The organism is Flavobacterium ammoniigenes, from assembly GCF_020886055.1.
In the GTDB taxonomy this organism is placed as follows: domain Bacteria; phylum Bacteroidota; class Bacteroidia; order Flavobacteriales; family Flavobacteriaceae; genus Flavobacterium; species Flavobacterium ammoniigenes.
Genome location: NZ_AP025184.1, coordinates 1,439,474 through 1,457,832, shown reverse-complemented (window position 1 = coordinate 1,457,832; position 18,359 = coordinate 1,439,474). Strand labels below are relative to the sequence as shown.

20 protein-coding genes are annotated in these 18,359 nt (G+C 31.2%); 15 read left to right on the top strand and 5 right to left on the bottom strand.

The annotated features are described in order from the left end of the window. Nucleotides 1-65: 65 nt before the first annotated feature. Nucleotides 66-1,262 (top strand): LETM1-related biofilm-associated protein, encoded by a 1,197-nt coding sequence (locus LPC21_RS06740; protein WP_229316399.1) that lies wholly within the window; start codon nt 66-68, stop codon nt 1,260-1,262. Here LPC21_RS06740 and LPC21_RS06735 read toward each other — a convergent pair. Continuing rightward, a complete protein-coding gene (locus LPC21_RS06735) occupies nt 1,259-2,182 on the bottom strand; it encodes a LysR family transcriptional regulator (protein WP_229316398.1) in 924 nt (307 codons plus the stop codon). The two genes, LPC21_RS06740 and LPC21_RS06735, sit on opposite strands and share 4 nt — an antisense overlap. Nucleotides 2,183-2,467: 285 nt before the next feature. On the opposite strand from LPC21_RS06735, the gene LPC21_RS06730 reads away from it, so the two are divergent. The 6 genes from LPC21_RS06730 (at nt 2,468) to LPC21_RS06705 (ending at nt 7,947) form a co-directional block, all read left to right on the top strand. Continuing rightward, entirely contained in the window at nt 2,468-2,743 is a 276-nt protein-coding gene (locus LPC21_RS06730; RefSeq protein WP_229316397.1) for a hypothetical protein, read from the top strand. A gap of 2 nt (nt 2,744-2,745) precedes the next feature. Then, the gene (locus tag LPC21_RS06725) at nt 2,746-3,582 is read left to right on the top strand and encodes a DUF6671 family protein (RefSeq protein ID WP_229316396.1); all 837 of its coding nucleotides are present in this window, start codon (nt 2,746-2,748) and stop codon (nt 3,580-3,582) included. Nucleotides 3,583-3,590: 8 nt separating this feature from the next. Next, nucleotides 3,591-4,553: an L-threonylcarbamoyladenylate synthase gene (locus LPC21_RS06720; RefSeq protein ID WP_229316395.1), complete on the top strand. Its 963-nt coding sequence runs from the start codon at nt 3,591-3,593 to the stop codon at nt 4,551-4,553. After that, a complete protein-coding gene (locus LPC21_RS06715) occupies nt 4,550-5,902 on the top strand; it encodes a dihydroorotase (protein WP_229316394.1) in 1,353 nt (450 codons plus the stop codon). Before LPC21_RS06720 ends, LPC21_RS06715 begins: the two co-directional genes overlap by 4 nt. A 27-nt stretch (nt 5,903-5,929) precedes the next feature. After that, the gene (locus LPC21_RS06710; protein WP_229316393.1) at nt 5,930-6,895 is read left to right on the top strand and encodes a sodium-dependent bicarbonate transport family permease; all 966 of its coding nucleotides are present in this window, start codon (nt 5,930-5,932) and stop codon (nt 6,893-6,895) included. Nucleotides 6,896-7,005: 110 nt separating this feature from the next. Next, complete coding sequence (locus LPC21_RS06705) at nt 7,006-7,947, top strand: LysR substrate-binding domain-containing protein (protein WP_229316392.1); 942 nt, start codon at nt 7,006-7,008, stop codon at nt 7,945-7,947. Between the two features lie 29 nt (nt 7,948-7,976). On the opposite strand, the gene LPC21_RS06700 is transcribed toward LPC21_RS06705, so the two are convergent. Further along, nucleotides 7,977-8,174, bottom strand: a complete 198-nt coding sequence (locus tag LPC21_RS06700; protein WP_229316391.1) for a hypothetical protein — start codon at nt 8,172-8,174, stop codon at nt 7,977-7,979. A 114-nt stretch (nt 8,175-8,288) separates the two neighbouring features. Continuing rightward, the gene (gene mnmC2 / locus LPC21_RS06695) at nt 8,289-8,963 is read right to left on the bottom strand and encodes a tRNA (5-methylaminomethyl-2-thiouridine)(34)-methyltransferase MnmC2 (RefSeq protein WP_229316390.1); all 675 of its coding nucleotides are present in this window, start codon (nt 8,961-8,963) and stop codon (nt 8,289-8,291) included. 279 nt (nt 8,964-9,242) lie between these two features. On the opposite strand from mnmC2, the gene LPC21_RS06690 reads away from it, so the two are divergent. Then, nucleotides 9,243-10,310 carry a branched-chain amino acid aminotransferase gene (locus LPC21_RS06690; protein WP_229316389.1) on the top strand — a complete coding sequence of 356 codons (1,068 nt, stop codon included), beginning with the start codon at nt 9,243-9,245 and terminating at the stop codon, nt 10,308-10,310. Nucleotides 10,311-10,381: 71 nt separating this feature from the next. Here LPC21_RS06690 and LPC21_RS06685 read toward each other — a convergent pair whose 3' ends face one another. Then, a complete protein-coding gene (locus LPC21_RS06685) occupies nt 10,382-10,768 on the bottom strand; it encodes a nucleoside triphosphate pyrophosphohydrolase family protein (protein WP_229316388.1) in 387 nt (128 codons plus the stop codon). Between the two features lie 81 nt (nt 10,769-10,849). On the opposite strand from LPC21_RS06685, the gene LPC21_RS06680 reads away from it, so the two are divergent. The 5 genes from LPC21_RS06680 (at nt 10,850) to LPC21_RS06660 (ending at nt 13,728) form a co-directional block, all read left to right on the top strand. Continuing rightward, nucleotides 10,850-11,038, top strand: coding sequence for a hypothetical protein (locus LPC21_RS06680; protein WP_229316387.1), 189 nt, complete (start codon nt 10,850-10,852; stop codon nt 11,036-11,038). A 73-nt stretch (nt 11,039-11,111) separates the two neighbouring features. After that, nucleotides 11,112-12,206 carry an SRPBCC family protein gene (locus LPC21_RS06675; protein ID WP_229316386.1) on the top strand — a complete coding sequence of 365 codons (1,095 nt, stop codon included), beginning with the start codon at nt 11,112-11,114 and terminating at the stop codon, nt 12,204-12,206. Between the two features lie 54 nt (nt 12,207-12,260). Then, nucleotides 12,261-12,803, top strand: a complete 543-nt coding sequence (locus LPC21_RS06670; RefSeq protein ID WP_229316385.1) for an RNA polymerase sigma factor — start codon at nt 12,261-12,263, stop codon at nt 12,801-12,803. A gap of 33 nt (nt 12,804-12,836) precedes the next feature. Continuing rightward, a complete protein-coding gene (locus tag LPC21_RS06665) occupies nt 12,837-13,250 on the top strand; it encodes a hypothetical protein (RefSeq protein WP_229316384.1) in 414 nt (137 codons plus the stop codon). Nucleotides 13,251-13,272: 22 nt separating this feature from the next. Then, on the top strand, nt 13,273-13,728 hold the full coding sequence (locus tag LPC21_RS06660; RefSeq protein WP_229316383.1) for a sensor of ECF-type sigma factor: 456 nt from the start codon (nt 13,273-13,275) through the stop codon (nt 13,726-13,728). Between the two features lie 47 nt (nt 13,729-13,775). Here the strand turns inward: LPC21_RS06660 and LPC21_RS06655 are convergent, their stop codons facing one another. Then, nucleotides 13,776-14,819, bottom strand: a complete 1,044-nt coding sequence (locus LPC21_RS06655; protein ID WP_229316382.1) for a WD40/YVTN/BNR-like repeat-containing protein — start codon at nt 14,817-14,819, stop codon at nt 13,776-13,778. A 208-nt stretch (nt 14,820-15,027) separates the two neighbouring features. On the opposite strand from LPC21_RS06655, the gene LPC21_RS06650 reads away from it, so the two are divergent. Then, nucleotides 15,028-16,989, top strand: coding sequence for a KUP/HAK/KT family potassium transporter (locus LPC21_RS06650; protein WP_229316381.1), 1,962 nt, complete (start codon nt 15,028-15,030; stop codon nt 16,987-16,989). 116 nt (nt 16,990-17,105) lie between these two features. Next, nucleotides 17,106-18,323, top strand: a complete 1,218-nt coding sequence (locus LPC21_RS06645; RefSeq protein ID WP_229316380.1) for an RsmB/NOP family class I SAM-dependent RNA methyltransferase — start codon at nt 17,106-17,108, stop codon at nt 18,321-18,323. Nucleotides 18,324-18,359: the final 36 nt, after the last annotated feature.

Sequence of the window (18,359 nt, the reverse complement as noted above, 5' to 3'; positions counted from 1 at the left end):
TTTTAATTTTAATTTCATCTTTAGAATAAGAAAAAAAACTAGCTTTGTAACTTTAATTCAAGTTAATGATAAACCCTTCGGTACCTGGTTGGATAGATAAATTTTTCAGTGAACAAAAAATTTCAGAACAGAAATTGGTCATTGAAAGTGACTCGTTCTATGAAGCGTTAAGAAACACGGGGTTTGTTTATGGGCATATTATTTCTCTTAATACAAAATTACCAATTCCTATCAAAGGATGGTTCAAAGAAGAAGTATCTAAAGTTGCCTTATTCAATAGTCTTCTAGAAGTTTATACAGTAACCAAAAAGGACTTAAACTGGAAAGAATTCATCACAGAATCAGTTTCTTTTTATAATGAAATGCATCCCGAAGAGTTTAACTTATTTAAAAAACTACTGCCCAAAAACAGTCCTTCGCTAACCCTAGAGAAATTTATAGATGAGCGGGTTCAAACCAATGAAAATATTATTAGTAAAAACTTTTCTCATCTAGTTACTAATGCGCTTTTGTTTATTGATGTTTTGGCTTTTCGCCAATATTTAATTCATGGAACAATTCCTGAAAAATACCTTAAAAAAATAGAAGAGACGATTGTCAATATTGTCACTTTAGCCTTGAAGGTGAAAACCAATAAATCCCAATATGACGATTTGTTGATTAAACTTTTTGAAGCATCAATACGCTATAGTAAATTTTCAAAAAACTCTAATTTAAGCATAGAAACACTAGAATTAGATTTTTTTACCCATGAATTAGAAAAGAATTACCTAATTGATATGGCAGGTATGGCGCTATGGAACGATGGTGTTTTAGAAACTAATGAATCGTATTATTTATACCAATTAGCCGAAGCTCTTACAGTTTCAGACGCGTTTGTAAATCAAAGTATTCAAGATACCAATCTCTTTATTTCCAAACATAAAAAGGAAATCCCTTATTTTAATTATTCCAATCCTGTTAAACATTTTTACGATCAAACAACGCAGAGTGTCGTAACTCTTATAGCACGTAACCGAACTCGTTTGGTAAAAGAAATTGTTCAAAGTAAAGAACTTATGGTACTACTAGCCTATTCAACTAGTAGAGACTTGGATGAAAAAGAAAAGAAAAAAATAAAAAAACAACTCTTAGATATTTGCAAATCAATTCCCTCCTTGGCAATTTTTCTATTACCAGGCGGTAGTTTATTGTTACCCATTTTAATCAAGTTCATTCCTACCCTACTCCCTTCGGCTTTCAATGAAAACTTGAATGATTAATAATTATTAATCCATGAAAATTGATTTTCATTAATAATTATTTTTTGTTTTTGTATGTACTCTAAATAAGCGGCTGCAGCTGGACTCATTTTCTTTCCTTTTAACCAAACCAATTTCCAATTAGTCACAATGGGTAGTCCTTTAGCAGGAATTATTTTAATATCACCCTTTTCCAATTCGTTTTTCAAACCAATTAACGGCATGATGGACATGCCAATTCCTGATATAACAGCCTGTTTAACTGCTTCATTAGAAGTTAATTGCAATTTACTTTTAATTATATATCCTTTTTTAGAAAAATAATTTTCCATATGTAATCTTGTAGCAGAACCTTCTTCTCTATAGATTAAAGGCACATCAATTAAAGAAACATTACTAGGTATTTTTGAATCAATCAAATACTCTTTATTACTGACCAGGAACAATTTATTTTGCATTAATGTTTCTGATTCTACATTGATTTCACTTGGCAGACTAGAAACTAATGCAAAATCTATTTCATTATTTCTCAAAGCTTTAATCACTTTTGTTTTATTAGTAACATCCATATCTAGCTCGATTCCATTGTTTAAATTCAAAAAATCACTCAAAAAATATGGCATTACATATTTACCTGTAGATACAACCGATAATTTTAAAACTCCAGATAAAATTCCTTTATATGCAAGAGTTTTGAAATTGATTTTTTCAACCTCATTTAAAATTTGTTCTGCGGTAGCTGCAATTTCTTTTCCAAATTCAGTTACATACAATTGCCGTCCAATGACCTCTGTAAGCGGAATATCAAATTGATCTTGAAAGTTTTTTAATTGTATAGAAACCGCTGGTTGTGTAAGATGAAGCTCATTTGCAGCCTTTGTAATACTTTTTGTTTGAGAAACTTTCAAAAAGACTTTTAATTGATGAAATGTATAATTCATAAAATATATTTATGTAAATGATAACAAATATAAATAAAAATATATGATTTATAAATTTGAACTTTGCAAAAAAAAGATGCTAAATATAAAATTACTATTGAGAAGGAGAATTCAAATTTACTGTAAATCACATAATACAGTTTATAAAACAATAATTATTTTATTGTGTTCGGCAATGCTATATAATATACTCTCAGAATATTCATTTTTGTCAACAATTATTCTTGGAATATCAATATTCCTCTCAGCTTATTTATTAAAAATAACTAATGTAAAATTATAACTATGGGAAACGTATCACAACATAAATTAATAGAGGGCATTTTTGAACCAAATGAAGCCAAAACTCTATTAAACTCTCTTATTGACAACAAAATTAGTTTTCATAGTCTAGAAGATTTTAGCAGTCAAATTCGTTTCAACAAGGACACTGATCATTCCAAAAAAAGGATTGAAGAATTAAATAAAATGAATACTTTGATAAATGATGTAATCATTCAAGCAGAGACAGAAAAACATACTTTGGAAATTGAATGCATCATCAAAATAACAGTCCGTTAATAATGTTTGAAGGAAGGAAATTACTGATTGCTACTCAACATGGAAAAGAAAAAATAATTGCTCCGGTATTGGAAAAAGAATTTGGAGTCACCTGTATTGTAAATCAAGAATTTGATACCGATTCATTAGGAACATTTAGTGGGGAAATGGAAAGAAAAAATGATGTAATTACAACCCTTCGCAAAAAATGCTTATCCGCTTTACAGTATTACCAATGTGATTTAGTGATTGCAAGTGAGGGATCTTTTGGTGCACACCCTTCGGTATTTTTTATTCCTGCAAATGAAGAACACTTAATGCTATTGGACTTGGAAAATAATTTGGAAATTGTAGCCAATGTATTAAGTACTTCAACCAATTTTAACGGAACCTATATCAACTCCGAAGAGGAACTTATAGAGTTTTCATCTACCGCCCAATTCCCGTCTCACGGACTAATTCTAAAATCAAATGAAACTAATTTTTCAAAATGTTACAAAGGAATAACCAATAAAGAAGAATTGAAATTAAAATTTAATGAAATCCTAAATTCATTTGGAAAAGTGTTTGTTGAGACTGATATGAGAGCCTGTTATAATCCAACTAGGATGAAGGTTATAGAACAAACAACTTACCAATTAGTTGAAAAAATAAAAAACAAATGCCCCCTTTGTAAAACCCCTGGATTTGAAATTAAAGAAGTGACTCGAGGATTACCATGTAATTTATGCAACTCCCCTACACAATCAGTTTTAAGCGTTAATTATCACTGCAAAAAGTGTTTGCACAAAGAGACAAAACTATTTCCCAACACTAAACAGTATGAAGATCCAATGTACTGCGACTATTGTAATCCTTAAAATAAATTATGACATTAATAACTAATGATATTTCTTACGCAATCAAAACACTAAACAAAGGTAATGTGGCAGCTATTCCCACTGAAACAGTTTATGGTTTGGCTGCCAATATTTTTGACGAAACTGCAGTTAAGCAAATATTCGAAATCAAAAACAGACCCAATAATAATCCGCTAATCGTTCATCTTAAGTCAACTGAACAACTGAAAGAAGTCGCCAAAGAAATACCTCCTTTAGCAACTCAATTAGCAACTCAATTTTGGCCAGGTGCACTTACCCTTGTTCTGAATAAACAAGATTGTATTTCTGATTGGGTCACCTCCGGAAAAACTACAGTTGCGGTGAGAGTTCCAAATCATCCATTGACTTTGGAGCTATTACATCATTTAAATTTCCCTTTAGCAGCTCCAAGCGCCAACCCGTTTGGATCAATAAGTCCGACAAATGCAAAACATGTATTTGATTACTTCCAAAATAAAATAGATGTCATTTTAGATGGGGGGAATTGTCCTAATGGAATTGAATCAACCATTATCGGATTTGAAGGAGAACAACCAGTGCTTTATAGATTTGGTGCTATTCCGATCGAAGAAATTGAAAAAATTGTAGGCCCAATAAAGGTCCACAATAAAGATTCTATTGCCCCAAGTGCACCTGGAATGTTTACTAAACATTATGCGCCAAAAACAAAATCTTTTCTTGTTGAGGATATTGAAAAAAAATTAAAATCTATCTCATCTGAAAAAATTGGAGTACTTCTATTTCAAAATAAGGTAAAAACATCGAAGCCAATTGTACAGTACATTTTATCTCCAACAGGAGATTTTAAGGAAGCTTCAAAGAATTTATATTCTTATTTACATGAATTGGATGCTCTAAGTCTAGACATACTCTTAATTGAAAAATTACCCAATATAAACCTAGGAAAATCTATAAACGATAGATTAAACAGAGCAGTAGCTGAATTATGAGATTAATAATACGAAATGCACAGATTGTTAACGAAGGGAGAATTGTTACCAAAGATGTCTTAATTAACAAAAATAGAATCGAGAAAATTGATCATTCAATAACGATAAATAAAGAACTAGTTTGTAATGAAATCAATGCAGAAGGCTTATACCTGCTTCCCGGATTTATTGACGATCAAGTTCATTTTAGAGAACCTGGATTGACACACAAGGCTGACCTATTCACCGAATCCAAAGCAGCTGTAGCCGGAGGTATAACCTCGTTCATGGATATGCCTAATACGTTACCCAATACACTTACTAATGAATTACTAGAACAAAAATATTCGTTAGCAGCTGGAAAATCCTTGGCAAATTATTCTTTTTTTATGGGTTTAACCAAAGATAACTGGCAGGAAACATTAAATACCGATACTGAAAATGTATGTGGTGTTACAGATGATGGATTGTACTTTTCTAAAGAGGATGGCATCATTGCCAATTACCCAGAATATATTGAGAAAATTTTTGCCAATTCAAATACCTTGATTGCATTGCACAGTGAAAATGATGCCATAATCAAAAGAAATACTGAAAAACTAAAACAAGAATTCAATGAAAACATTCCATTTGAATACCATCCTTTAATTCGAAATGAAGAAGCCTGCTACTCAACCACTAAAGAATTAATTAACATTGCCAAAAAATACGGTAATAGATTGCATTTATTTCATATTTCCACTCTCGCTGAAGCTGAATTATTTGACAATAAAACAGCTTTAAATAAAAAACGAATAACAGCTGAAGCCTGCGTTCATCATTTGTGGTTTTCAGACCAAGATTACAAAAAATTAGGCGCTAAAATTAAATGGAATCCAGCAATAAAATCAGAAGTCAATCAAAAAGGATTATTTGATGCTTTGCATAACGGGAAATTAGATATCATCGCTACTGATCATGCTCCCCACTCAATTAAAGAAAAAACGGGTAATTATTTCAAAGCTTTATCTGGTGGTCCTTTGGTACAACATGCTCTTCCTGCTTTACTTGAAATGCATCATCAAAATAAAATGTCGTTAGAAATGATTGCTGAGAAAACAGCTCACAATGTTGCCGAAATTTATAAACTTAAAGAACGTGGCTATATTAGAGAAGGTTATTTTGCTGATCTAGTTTTGGTTGATCTAAACCAACCTTGGAAAGTAACTAAAGAAAATATTTTATACAAATGCAATTGGTCACCTTTTGAAGAGCAAGTTTTTCAAAGCAAAATTATGACAACAATTGTAAACGGAAATATAGTATATTGTAACGGAGTATTTGATTATACCCCAAAAGGTATGAGATTACAATTTTCAAAAATTAGATAAACAAACACTTAACTAGATATTAATATTATGAATGTAAACTTACTCATTGAAAACTTAACAAATCCAGCGCTTCTCTTTTTTGTCCTTGGAATCTTAGCAGTTTATTTAAAAAGTGATTTGGAAATCCCTGAAAACTCATCAAAATTCATTTCTTTATATCTTTTATTTGCAATCGGATTTAAAGGAGGACAAGAATTATCTCATGAAACATTTTCAACTGAAATAATATGGTCTTTACTATTTGGAATTGGAATATCTGCTGTAATTCCTATATACACCTTTTTTATTCTGAAAAGAAAATTAAACCTTTTTGATTCAGGAGCTATTGCTGCAGCCTATGGATCCGTAAGTGCGGTAACATTTGTCACAGCAGTATCCTATTTGGAAGCCAATCAGTTGCAACTTCATGGTCATATGGTAGCAGTTATGGCAATGATGGAATCTCCATCAATAATAATTGGTTTAATGCTCATTTCAATATTCTATAAAGGAGATAATACTAAATTCCAAAAAAAATCAATTGTAAAACATTCGTTAACCAATGGTAGTGTGCTACTAATCCTGGGAAGTTTGGTTATTGGATATCTTGCCAATGCAGAGCAGGCCCAAGGGATCAAACCATTCACAAATGATTTGTTCAAAGGTTTTCTAGCTATATTTTTATTGGATATGGGAATTACGAGTGGTAAAAAATTAAAGTCATTCTTCAATAGTGGATGGTTTCCTTTAGTCTTTGCTGTTTTAATCCCAATTGTAAATGGATGTTTATTTGCCATCATAAGTTCTATAGTAACTGATGATATTTCAAACCGATTTATATTTTCAGTATTAGCTGCTAGTGCTTCTTATATTGCAGTTCCGGCTACTATGAAAATAACAGTTCCAAAAGCCAATCCTGGGCTTTATTTACCTATGGCTTTAGCAGTAACATTTCCAGTAAACATTACTATAGGTATGCCAATATATTTGTCAATTATAAATTGCACAACATAATTAACAAAATCGTTGAAATCTTTATTTTCTTTTTTTATGCTTTAAATGTTGGTTAGAGTCTATAAGTTAAACTTATTGTTTTTATATTTGCATCAATACAAACTATACTTATGACAATTACTCAACTTAAATATGTACTTGCAGTTGCTGAGTACAAAAATTTTACTTTAGCAGCAGACAAGTGTTTTGTAACTCAACCTACTTTGAGTATGCAAATTCAAAAAATTGAAGACGAACTCAGTATTCAAATTTTTGACCGTACCAAAAAACCGATTCAACTGACGGATATAGGTCAAAAAATTGTGACGCAAGCTAAAAATATTGTCAATGAGGCAGATCGAATCCAAGATATTGTTGAGCAACAAAAAGGATTTATAGGTGGCGAATTTAGGTTAGGAATAATCCCTACAATTATGCCTACATTACTTCCAATGTTTTTAAATAATTTTATTAAAAAATATCCAAAGGTAAAGTTGATTATTGAAGAGCTTAACACTGCTGAAATAATTACAAAATTAAATAATGGTCATTTGGATGCCGCTATTGCAGCTACTCCATTGCATGAAGAAAAAATCAAAGAGATTGTCCTTTACTTCGAACCCTTTATGGCCTATATTCCTGAAGGTCATCAACATTTTCAGAAAAAAGAAATTGAAGTAGCTGATTTGAATTTAGACGAAATACTCTTGTTACAAGACGGACACTGTTTTAGAGATGGTATCCTTAATTTGTGTAGAAATAACACCCGAAACGAAATCAATCATTTTCAAATTGAAAGTGGAAGTTTCGAAACCTTGATCAAATTAGCTAATGAAGGTCTGGGAACTACATTACTCCCGTTTTTACACACTTTGGATTTGAAAGAATCGGATAAAAATAAATTACGCCATTTTAAAGAACCTAAACCTGCTCGAGAAGTCAGTTTGATTTATCCAAAAAGCGAATTGAAAATTCATATTATAGATGCTTTGCGAGCTACTATTGCAGGAGTAATTAAAGGAGCAATTGTTTTTCAAAATGTAGAAATTATTAGCCCACTACAAAAGAAATAAAAAAGGAACCGTGAAAGGTTTCTTTTTTGTTATGTATTAATTACCACTAAACAGGACTTTAATTCTGGTTTTTTACAGGTAAATCTCAATAACCATTTTTTTAAATACTCCATTTCGTAGGGTAGCAAAGTTTTAATTGCTTTTTGCAATTCTCTTTTAAAAAGTTCAGGATTAAAACTAACTCTTTCTAGAATAGATTTTGTGTAGTCAAGCATTACTTTTGTCATAACGATTTCTATTTTGGATTAAAATTTCATTTCAAGTCGTATAAAATTACTTCAATTCTAAAAACCCTAATACTAAATTAACGAAGTTTTAAGTAAATTATTTTATCTAAAATTTTATTTGGTAACCGATGCTTTACTTGCGCGAAACATTTCCCTTTTTCCAGGTGGGCCAGCTAACTTTTCTACTGTAAATCCAACCTCAATCATACTTCGTTTAACTACGCCACGAGCGGCATAAGTAACTAATTTTCCTCCTGGTTTTAGTGCCTCATACATTTTTTTAAATATAGACGTACTCCACAGTTCAGGCTGAACTCGATAACCAAAAGCATCAAAATAAATCAAATCAAATTCTTCGATGTCATCAATTTTATCAAAAAACTGCTTTCGTTTGGTTAAAGAAAATACAGAATTTAATTCTACTTTATCACCCCAACTGCTTTCATGCATTTTTATAAATATGGCTTCATCCGATATCGCTTTCAATTCTGCCACATAATTCATTGCAAGAACCTCCGTCGGATGGACTGGATAAGCTTCTACTCCAACATAATTAATAGTTTGAATTAGTTTTTGAGATTCTAAATAAGTAATAAATGCATTCAAACCCGTACCAAAACCTATTTCCAAAATAGAAATAGTTTGATTTGGAAATAAGGAAAGTCCATTTTGAATAAAAACATGTTGCGCTTCTTGAATGGCGCCGTGTTTTGAATGATAACATTCATCCCATTCTTTGAGATGAATTGTAGTTGAACCGTCTAGAGTTTGGATAATTTCTCTTTCCAATGTCTATTTCTTTAAATTAATTCAAACCAAATCGTTTGATTTTATGCTCAAAATTAGTTAAAACAAAAACGTTTCGTTCGAAAAAAAACTAAATTTTTTATATAATTCCTATAAATCAACCCTAATTGAATGATTATTTTTAAATATACATAAATCGCAGATAATTGCTTTAATTAATAGTGTTTTCATAAGTTTTTTGCCGATTTTTATTTAATTTTGTAATCATTAAAATATAGAAGCTATTGCTTATTATTTATACAATAAAAATTATTCTTTATTATGAGTGCAACTCAAACCAAAAAAATCGAAATAATACCATCAACTACTTCAAAAATTAATGAAGTAGATTTTGAGAACTTAAGTTTTGGAGCCGTTTTTACAGATCATTTATTTGAGTGTGATTTTATTGATGGCGAATGGCAAACTCCTACTGTCAAACCCTACGCTCCTTTTTTGGTAGATCCTTCTACTCGAGTTTTTCATTATGGTCAAGCTATTTTTGAAGGAATGAAAGCCTATAAAGACGAGCAAGATGCCATTTGGTTATTTCGACCAGATGAAAACTACAAGCGTTTTAATAAATCAGCCGTTAGAATGGCAATGCCAGAAGTTCCAGAAGCTATTTTTATGGACGGATTAAAAGAATTACTAAAAATAGATCAGGCTTGGGTTAAAAAAGGTAATGGAAATTCCATGTATATTAGACCCTTCATGATTGGAACTGGAACTGGAGTAATTGCAAATCCTTCAGATAATTACAAATTCATGATCATCTTATCCCCTGTTAAATCCTACTATGCAGGTGAAGTAAAAGTAATTGTAGCAGAACATTACAGTAGAGCTGCAAATGGAGGAATTGGAGCTGCAAAAGCTGCAGGAAATTATGCAGGTCAATTTTACCCAACTAATTTAGCTAACAAAGAAGGATTCCAACAAATTATTTGGACCGATGATGCAACCCATACGAAATTAGAAGAAGCGGGGACTATGAACGTTTTCTTTAGAATTAATGATACTTTATATACAGCGCCAACAAGTGAACGTATTTTAGATGGAGTTACAAGAAAAACACTAATAGATTTAGCTAAAAGTGAAGGTATACAAGTTGAAGTTCGATCTGTATTAATAGATGAATTAGTTGAAGCTGCTAATAATGGAAGTCTAAAAGAAATTTTTGGTGCAGGTACAGCTGCTGTTATTAGCCCTATTAAGGGATTCTCTTATAAAGACCACTACTATGAATTACCTAAATTAGAGAATTCAGTAGCAGCCGATTTAAAATTAAAATTGACAAATATTCAAAACAAACTTGCCGAAGACACCTTTGGATGGACTGTTAAAGTTTAACCAAAATCAATCCCAAACAAAAAAGCGATTCTCAAATGAAAATCGCTTTTTTTTATTTAGTACTAGTCAACTTATTCTCCTAAAATTTTTGAAAAATCAGGTTTGAAATAATTTGGACCTTTCATTACTTTCCCGTCTTCACGATAGATCGGATTTCCATCTTCTCCTAATTTACTCATATTAGATCGTTGAATCTCGTCAAATACCTCCTCTATTTTATGTTGTAATCCATGTTCAATAATAGTACCGCATAAAATGTACATCATATCCCCTAGAGCATCTGCAATTTCAACTAAATCATTATTAAGAACAGCTTCAAGATATTCTTCGTTCTCTTCTTTCATTAAATTATAGCGAAGCTGTTTTTTAGTTTCTCCTAAATCAGCAATTGGAAACTCGCTGTGTCCTATTCGGAATGCGGTATGAAATTCCTTAACCGCTTTAATTTGTTTTTGCATAATACGATTCGTTAAATGGATTGGGAAATTAACAACTATTCTTGAATAAATGTCTAAATTTGCTATAAAAATTATCAACAGATGTTTAGTACAGGACAATTAATCTTCGGACTCCTTTTTTTTATAGCTTTTGTAATCGCAATGTTTTTTGCTTATAAAAAAGACGCACAGTTACACCAACTTTTTTACAAAGGAAACTATAAAATATTAGTTGGTTTCTTACTATTTATTGGATTACTTTTTGCAATAAAGATTTTTTTCAAACGCTAGTATTTTATTTCATAGCCGTAAAAAAGAGATAAAAAAAACGTAACTTTACGTAAGCAACCTATTTATTGTCACTATGAAAATCTTAAAATATATCTTCCTTTTACTTTTACTAAGTTTAATATCTTTTTCTGTTTTTATAGCAACACAAAAAGGCAATTTTTCAATTGAAAAAAGTAAAATTATACACAGTTCAAAATCTAATGTTTTTAATTATGTGAATGATGCTGAAAACTGGCAAGATTTCATGAATCATATTTCAGAAGAAACAAACCTAAAAGGCAAATTCAACAAAAATACTATCGGAAAAGGTGCCAAATTCTCATGGGAGGGTTCAGAAGCTGCTGGCACTATTCAAACTTTTTCTGTAAAAAACAACGATAGTATTCATCAGAAAATGGATTGGGATGATTCCAAATTTAAAATCACTTGGATATTCAAAGACACTCTAGGAGGTACGAAAGTTACCCTAAAATCTGAAGGGGAAATGAGTTTTTCTTACAAAATTTACACTGCATTGCATGGTGGTGCCAAAAAAATTATTGGTAGTCTTTTTGAAAAAAGTTTGGTAAACTTAGATCATAGTTTGGTATATGAAATCAATACCTACAAAATCAAAGTAAATGGATTAGTTAAAAAATTGGGAACCCCATATCTTTATCAAAGTTTTACTAGTAAAATTAGTAAGGTGGTAAAAAATTCAAGAATTGTTTTTCCCAAAATAATTGCTTTTTGCGAACAGAACAACATTGAACGTACTGGTAAACCCTTCATTATTTACCATACTTATGATGCTACAAATGACTTAGCAAAAATCTCTCTGTGCATTCCTATCAAAGAAGCCATAATTACAAGTGAGGGTAGCGATATTTTAGCCGACGAGTTAATATCGTTTACTGCCATTAAAACTTCGCTTTATGGCGATTATTCGCATACCAAAGAAGCACTTAAAAAATCCAAATCGTACATTAATCAAAAAGTAATTACACCTGACTCTCCTTTTTCCCATTTGGAAGTATTTACTATTAGTAAAACCGAAATAAAAAATCCTTCCAAATGGAAAACCGAATTGTACTTTCCTATTAAACCCAAAAAAACAACTCCTATAATAATTCCAGAAACTAAAAAAAATTCAGATTCAGAAACAGAAACCAATCCAACGGAAATTTAATCGTTTAATTAAACCTTTTGGATTGCTTACATTCTAATCTGTTAAACAAAAATCTTGCAAGAAGAAAAAGAATTTATTCAAGAATTATTGGATCCTAAAACGCAAAATGAAGCGTTTCAAAAACTCTTGCATACCTATCAAAGACCTTTGTATCATCATATTAGAAATATTGTACTAAATCATGATGATACTGATGATGTACTTCAAAATACGTTTATAAAAATTTTTCAAAATCTAAAAAATTTTAAAGGCGAAAGCAAACTCTTCTCTTGGATGTATCGAATAGCCACCAATGAGTCGCTTACATTTATAAAACAGAAAGCAAGAAAATTAAAGGTTTCAACTGAAGAATTAAACACAAAATCTATTGACAACCTTGTTTCTGATGTCTATTTTGAAGGTGATGAAATTCAATTAAAATTACAAAAAGCAATTGCACTTTTACCGACTAAACAACAATTAGTTTTTAAAATGAAATATTTTGAAGAATTAAAATACGAAGAAATAGCTGCAATTTTGAACACTTCTGTTGGAGCGCTAAAGGCTTCTTATCATCATGCGGTAAAAAAAATAGAAGCTTATGTTACTTCCAATTAAACCTTTTAAACACTAAGAAGTCAAAAACAAGTTATGAAAAAATTTAATTTAGAAAAAGACCCGAAAATTACCTCCGGATTTAAAGTTCCCGAACAATACTTTGATAATTTTTCTGAAAAGGTAATGGGTCAATTACCCACAGACACTAAAAAGGTTATTCCTCTTTATAATCAAAAAAAGAAACTCTTTATAGCAGTTGCAGCTGTTTTAGTTTTTGGATTATTTCTCCCTGTTTATAATCAACTAGTTCAACCTTCGGAGGAATTAGACACAATAACCTTAGAAAACCATTTAAGTTATCAAACGAATATCAATCAATATGATCTTATTAGTGAGTTGGATAAGGAAGATTTAAAAAAAATGAGCACTACAACACCCTTAAATGATGAAATCATTGAAGACCATTTAACTTCCAATTCAGATTTAGAGAGACTTTTATCCGAATAATAATTCAATAATTTATACAACTATGAAACTTCTTAACGTATTTATTGCATTACTTTTTTTTAGCTCGTTGAGCACTTTTGCACAAAACGAAATGAAAGAAAAAAGAGAACAAATTAAATCCATGAAAGTTGCATTTTTAACTAACGAATTAGATTTAAATAGTTCTGAAGCAGAAAAATTTTGGCCCATTTACAATTCCTTCGAAGAAAAGGAATTTGAATTAAAACATTTAAAAATGAGATCGTTTATAAAACGATACCGTGAAGGAAAAGATAAAATAACAGAGAAAGAAGCCGGTTTCCTTTTAAATCAAATGGAAACTAATGAAGAAGAATTTTATCTACTTCGTAAAAAATTCATACTTAATTTAAAAGGAATTCTTCCAGCCTCAAAAATTATAAAACTTAAAAAATCAGAAGAAGACTTCAATAGAAAATTGTTATTACAGTATCGAAACAGAGGACAAAGAAAAGAATAAATTCAAATTAATACCCCCAAAAGCCATTCCCATCCGGAGTGGCTTTATTATTTAAATCGGATACGGATCACTTTATTTTTTCCTGCTGCAATAGCTGTATTTTTATTCAATAATCTGATGGTAAACAAACCTGAATCTGTACTACATTGTTTCCAACTAGTACCACCATCATTAGAGTAATTAATCCCTGAAGCACCGACACTAATCAATCCTTTTCCATGACTATTGGGAATATATTGTATGCAAGATGCATATCCAAAACCCTGATTCTGTGCTACTAATTTCCAGGATTTTCCACCATCATAAGTCACTGCTTTGTTATCAAAGTTTTGATTCAATACTTCATAATTCCCACCGGAAATAAATCCTGTTTTTGAATTATAAAAATCGGCTGTAAAAATTCCTGTCATTTGCTTTCCTTGAACAATTGGCGTCTCCACTACTGACCAACTTTTACCTTTATCACTTGAGTAAAATACTCTTGCTTTTTTTCCGCCAGATACCACCCAAGTAGCATTGCCCTTGATAACAATATTAGTATTACTCGCCGCAAAAGCAGCCTCACCTTCTACCAATTGAGGCCATTGAATCGAAGGTGTTTTTTGCCAAGAAGCTCCTCCATCTCTAGTTGTTATCACCGAAAAACTACCTTCAATTGGGTCACCAATCGCTATCCCTTCCTTATCATTCCAAAATTGCATACTATCGTAAAACACTTTGTCGTGATTTTCTTGGTAAACTAATTCATAACTCAAATCTATTTTTGAAATTTTGTATAGTAAAGCTGGATTACCAACGTTTAGAATAAAAACATACTTTTTGGTTTGAGCAATACTTCTAAACTCAACATTTTTTTCAGAGATTATTTTAATTTCTTTTTTTTGATTTGAATTCAAATCGATACAACCAAATCTAGACTGATCTGCTGCATACCAAACCTTATCATGATCCAATACCAAAGCACGAATACTAATTTTATCTTGTAATAAAGTGTCTAGAGCAATTTTTACTGCATCCCCTCTATTAACTGAATTTGTGGATTTACAAGAAAATAACAGAATTCCGATTACAATAAGCACTAGTTTTTTCATAAAATATTCATTTAGAATGCTAAAATACAATTATTTTAAAATGCAATTGATCTGTTAAAACGTAACCAAAATTCGATATCAAAATTTTAGAAGGAAAACTACTAGAAAAAATGAATTACTAAATAACAATCTACAATGTGATTTTTTTCAATTTTTAATCCTAATATATTTAAAAAGAGTAAATTTGCCCACTTTTTAATCAAATATCATGAGCGTAGCGCACAAAGATCTGCATAGTAAATTAACTCTTGGCGGTCTATTAGTTTCTTTAGGTATTATATATGGTGACATTGGAACTTCTCCTTTGTACGTAATGAAAGCCATTTTGGGAGACCATATTATTAATGCCGATATTGTTCTAGGAGGAATATCCTGTGTTTTTTGGACATTAACTCTACAAACTACAATTAAATACGTACTTATCACTTTAAGTGCTGATAACCATGGTGAAGGCGGAATTTTTGCTTTATATGCTTTGGTTAAAAAAACAAAAATACGATGGCTTATTGTACCTGCCATTATTGGTGGTAGTGCTTTATTAGCCGATGGCATCATAACCCCGCCTATATCGGTATCTTCTGCTGTAGAAGGAGTTAGAACTTTTTATCCTGAAATTAACACCATTCCGATCGTAATTGGAATTTTGTTTATATTGTTTACAATTCAGCAATTTGGAACCAAATTAGTAGGAAAATTTTTTGCTCCTATGATGTTAATTTGGTTTACTATGTTAGCCGTGTTGGGGGGAATTCAAATAGCAAAACATACCGAAGTACTTCAGGCTATCAACCCTTATTATGCCTACAAATTACTTTCAATTCACCCTGATGGTTTCTTTGTTCTTGGTTTTGTGTTTCTATGTACGACTGGAGCTGAAGCCTTGTATTCAGACATGGGTCATTGTGGACGAAAAAATATTCGAATCAGTTGGATTTTCGTAAAAATAGCATTACTACTCAACTACTTTGGGCAAGGTGCATACCTAATTCATCACGAAGGAAAAACTTTAGCTGATTTGGGTGGAAAAAACGGAAACCCTTTCTATTTAATTATGGCTGACTGGTTTCAACCAATTGGAATCGTAGTGGCAACTTTGGCTGCCGTAATTGCATCGCAAGCGTTGATAAGCGGTTCATTTACATTAATTAATGAAGCGATGCGTTTGAACTTTTGGCCTAAAGCCAAAATAAAATACCCAACTGAATTGAAAGGACAATTATACATTTCTTCTATCAACTGGTTGCTATTTTTTGGTTGTGTTGGAATCGTTTTGCACTTTGAAGAATCCAGTAATATGGAGCATGCCTATGGCTTAGCAATTATTCTTTGTATGATTATGACAACCATTTTATTGAATTTTTATTTGATAATGAAACGAGTAAAATGGTTCTTGTATGTTCCTTTAATTAGTATTTATTTAATAATTGAATTTAGCTTCTTAGCTGCTAATATTACCAAATTTACAGAAGGGGGTTATGTAACATTGTGCATCGCACTTACTTTAATTTCAATTATGACCATTTGGTATTTAGCCAAGAAAATTAATAAAGCGTACACCAAAATTGTGAAGATTGAACATTACAAAAAAGTATTGGGTGAATTAAGTGCTGATTTAACCATTCCAAAATATGCAACTCATTTGGTATACATGACGAATGCTGGTAGAGTTGACGAAATTGAAGAAAAAGTTATGTATTCTATTCTTCAAAAAAGACCTAAAAGAGCCGATATCTACTGGTTTGTTCATGTTAATATTTTATCTGAGCCTTACAAAACTGAATATAAAGTAACTGAAATTTTAAAAGATGACATTTACCGTATTGATTTCAATTTAGGTTTTAGAGAACCTACAAAAATCAATTTAATGTTTCGAGAAGTATTAAAAGATATGGTAAAAAATGGGGAGGTAGACATTACTAGCCGTTATGAATCATTGAATAAAAACAATATTCTAGGTGACTTTAAATTTGTTCTGTCTGAAAAATTCTTATCTAATGATAGTGATTTATTATGGCATGAAAAATTAGTAATGAATTCGTATTTCTTCATCAAAAAACTTAGTTTATCTGAAGAGAGAGCATTCGGACTTGACAGTAGTTCTGTAAAGATCGAAAAATTTCCAATGGTTCTTCACGCTCCAGAAAACATTGGATTAACAAGAGTTAATTAATTCTATTTATTTCATATAGACAAGACACTGTATCGCTACAGTGTCTTTTTTATTTAAACTATTAAATTTTAGCTTTCCAATCAATAAATAGTACCTTTGCATTTCAATTTTTTACAATGAGATTACATAGAAATTTAGTTTACACAACCATTGACGCTTTAAATGCCATTTTCAACGAAGGAGAATATGCTGACAAAGTAGTGGCACGTTCTTTAAAAAAAGACAAACGTTGGGGAAGTTCTGACAGAAAATTTGTTGCTGAAACAATATATGAAATAGTACGATGGAAACGATTATATTCAGAAATTGCCGAAGTTAAAGAACCTTTTGATAGAGATAATTTATGGCGAATTTTTGCAGTTTGGGCTGTACTTAGAGGCTACCCTATTCCTGATTGGCGTCAATTAGATGGAACCCCTGAACGAAAAATTAAAGGACGTTTTGATGAATTATCTAAAATAAGAACCTTCAAAGAATCTATTCCCGATTGGATGGATGAATTAGGTGTAAAAGAGTTAGGTGAGAAAGTTTGGTCAAAAGAAATTACGGCTCAAAACCAACCTGCAAAAGTGATTCTTCGTGTCAATACATTAAAAACTACTAAAGAAAAACTGAAAGCCATCCTCATGGATTTGAATATCGATACTGATTATTTGAAAGACCAACCGGATGCTTTAGTTTTAAAAGAAAGAGCCAATGTATTCTTAACAGATGCTTTCAAACAAGGTTTCTTTGAAGTACAAGATGCCAATTCACAATTAGTAGCTGCTTTTCTTGATGTAAAGCCTGGAATGCGTGTTGTAGATACTTGTGCTGGTGCTGGTGGTAAAACCTTGCATATTGCATCTTTAATGGAAAATAAAGGCCAATTGATTGCTATGGATTTGTACGAAAGTAAATTGAAGCAATTAAAATTAAGAGCTAAAAGAAACAGCGCTTTCAATATAGAATACCGAATTATTGATTCTACAAAAGTGATCAAAAAACTACATGAAAAAGCTGATCGTGTGTTGATTGACGCACCATGTAGCGGTTTGGGAGTTTTAAAAAGAAATCCTGATGCTAAATGGAAATTACAACCAGAATTCATCGATAATATTCGAAAAGTTCAAGCTGAAGTATTGGAGAATTATTCAAAAATTGTAAAGCCTGGTGGTAAATTAGTCTATGCAACTTGTTCTATTTTACCTTCAGAAAACCAAGAACAAGTACAACGTTTCTTGAATACTGAAATTGGAAAACAATTTCATTTTGTTGAAGACCGAAAAATATTGGCCTCGGACTCAGGTTTTGATGGATTTTATATGGCACTGTTAGAAAGAAAAACTATCTAATAAAAGCAATTTATCTTACTATATAATGCCTTAAAA

What these genes read in the sequence shown, in the direction of transcription:
- LPC21_RS06705 (WP_229316392.1), top strand. Translation starts at nt 7,006, where the DNA reads ATGACAATTACTCAACTTAAATATGTACTTGCAGTTGCTGAGTACAAA.
- LPC21_RS06735 (WP_229316398.1), bottom strand. Translation starts at nt 2,182, where the DNA reads ATGAATTATACATTTCATCAATTAAAAGTCTTTTTGAAAGTTTCTCAA.
- LPC21_RS06690 (WP_229316389.1), top strand. Translation starts at nt 9,243, where the DNA reads ATGAGTGCAACTCAAACCAAAAAAATCGAAATAATACCATCAACTACT.
- LPC21_RS06720 (WP_229316395.1), top strand. Translation starts at nt 3,591, where the DNA reads ATGACATTAATAACTAATGATATTTCTTACGCAATCAAAACACTAAAC.
- LPC21_RS06675 (WP_229316386.1), top strand. Translation starts at nt 11,112, where the DNA reads ATGAAAATCTTAAAATATATCTTCCTTTTACTTTTACTAAGTTTAATA.
- LPC21_RS06730 (WP_229316397.1), top strand. Translation starts at nt 2,468, where the DNA reads ATGGGAAACGTATCACAACATAAATTAATAGAGGGCATTTTTGAACCA.
- LPC21_RS06700 (WP_229316391.1), bottom strand. Translation starts at nt 8,174, where the DNA reads ATGACAAAAGTAATGCTTGACTACACAAAATCTATTCTAGAAAGAGTT.
- LPC21_RS06650 (WP_229316381.1), top strand. Translation starts at nt 15,028, where the DNA reads ATGAGCGTAGCGCACAAAGATCTGCATAGTAAATTAACTCTTGGCGGT.
- LPC21_RS06645 (WP_229316380.1), top strand. Translation starts at nt 17,106, where the DNA reads ATGAGATTACATAGAAATTTAGTTTACACAACCATTGACGCTTTAAAT.
- LPC21_RS06740 (WP_229316399.1), top strand. Translation starts at nt 66, where the DNA reads ATGATAAACCCTTCGGTACCTGGTTGGATAGATAAATTTTTCAGTGAA.
- LPC21_RS06715 (WP_229316394.1), top strand. Translation starts at nt 4,550, where the DNA reads ATGAGATTAATAATACGAAATGCACAGATTGTTAACGAAGGGAGAATT.
- LPC21_RS06685 (WP_229316388.1), bottom strand. Translation starts at nt 10,768, where the DNA reads ATGCAAAAACAAATTAAAGCGGTTAAGGAATTTCATACCGCATTCCGA.
- LPC21_RS06680 (WP_229316387.1), top strand. Translation starts at nt 10,850, where the DNA reads ATGTTTAGTACAGGACAATTAATCTTCGGACTCCTTTTTTTTATAGCT.
- LPC21_RS06665 (WP_229316384.1), top strand. Translation starts at nt 12,837, where the DNA reads ATGAAAAAATTTAATTTAGAAAAAGACCCGAAAATTACCTCCGGATTT.
- LPC21_RS06655 (WP_229316382.1), bottom strand. Translation starts at nt 14,819, where the DNA reads ATGAAAAAACTAGTGCTTATTGTAATCGGAATTCTGTTATTTTCTTGT.
- LPC21_RS06660 (WP_229316383.1), top strand. Translation starts at nt 13,273, where the DNA reads ATGAAACTTCTTAACGTATTTATTGCATTACTTTTTTTTAGCTCGTTG.
- LPC21_RS06725 (WP_229316396.1), top strand. Translation starts at nt 2,746, where the DNA reads ATGTTTGAAGGAAGGAAATTACTGATTGCTACTCAACATGGAAAAGAA.
- LPC21_RS06710 (WP_229316393.1), top strand. Translation starts at nt 5,930, where the DNA reads ATGAATGTAAACTTACTCATTGAAAACTTAACAAATCCAGCGCTTCTC.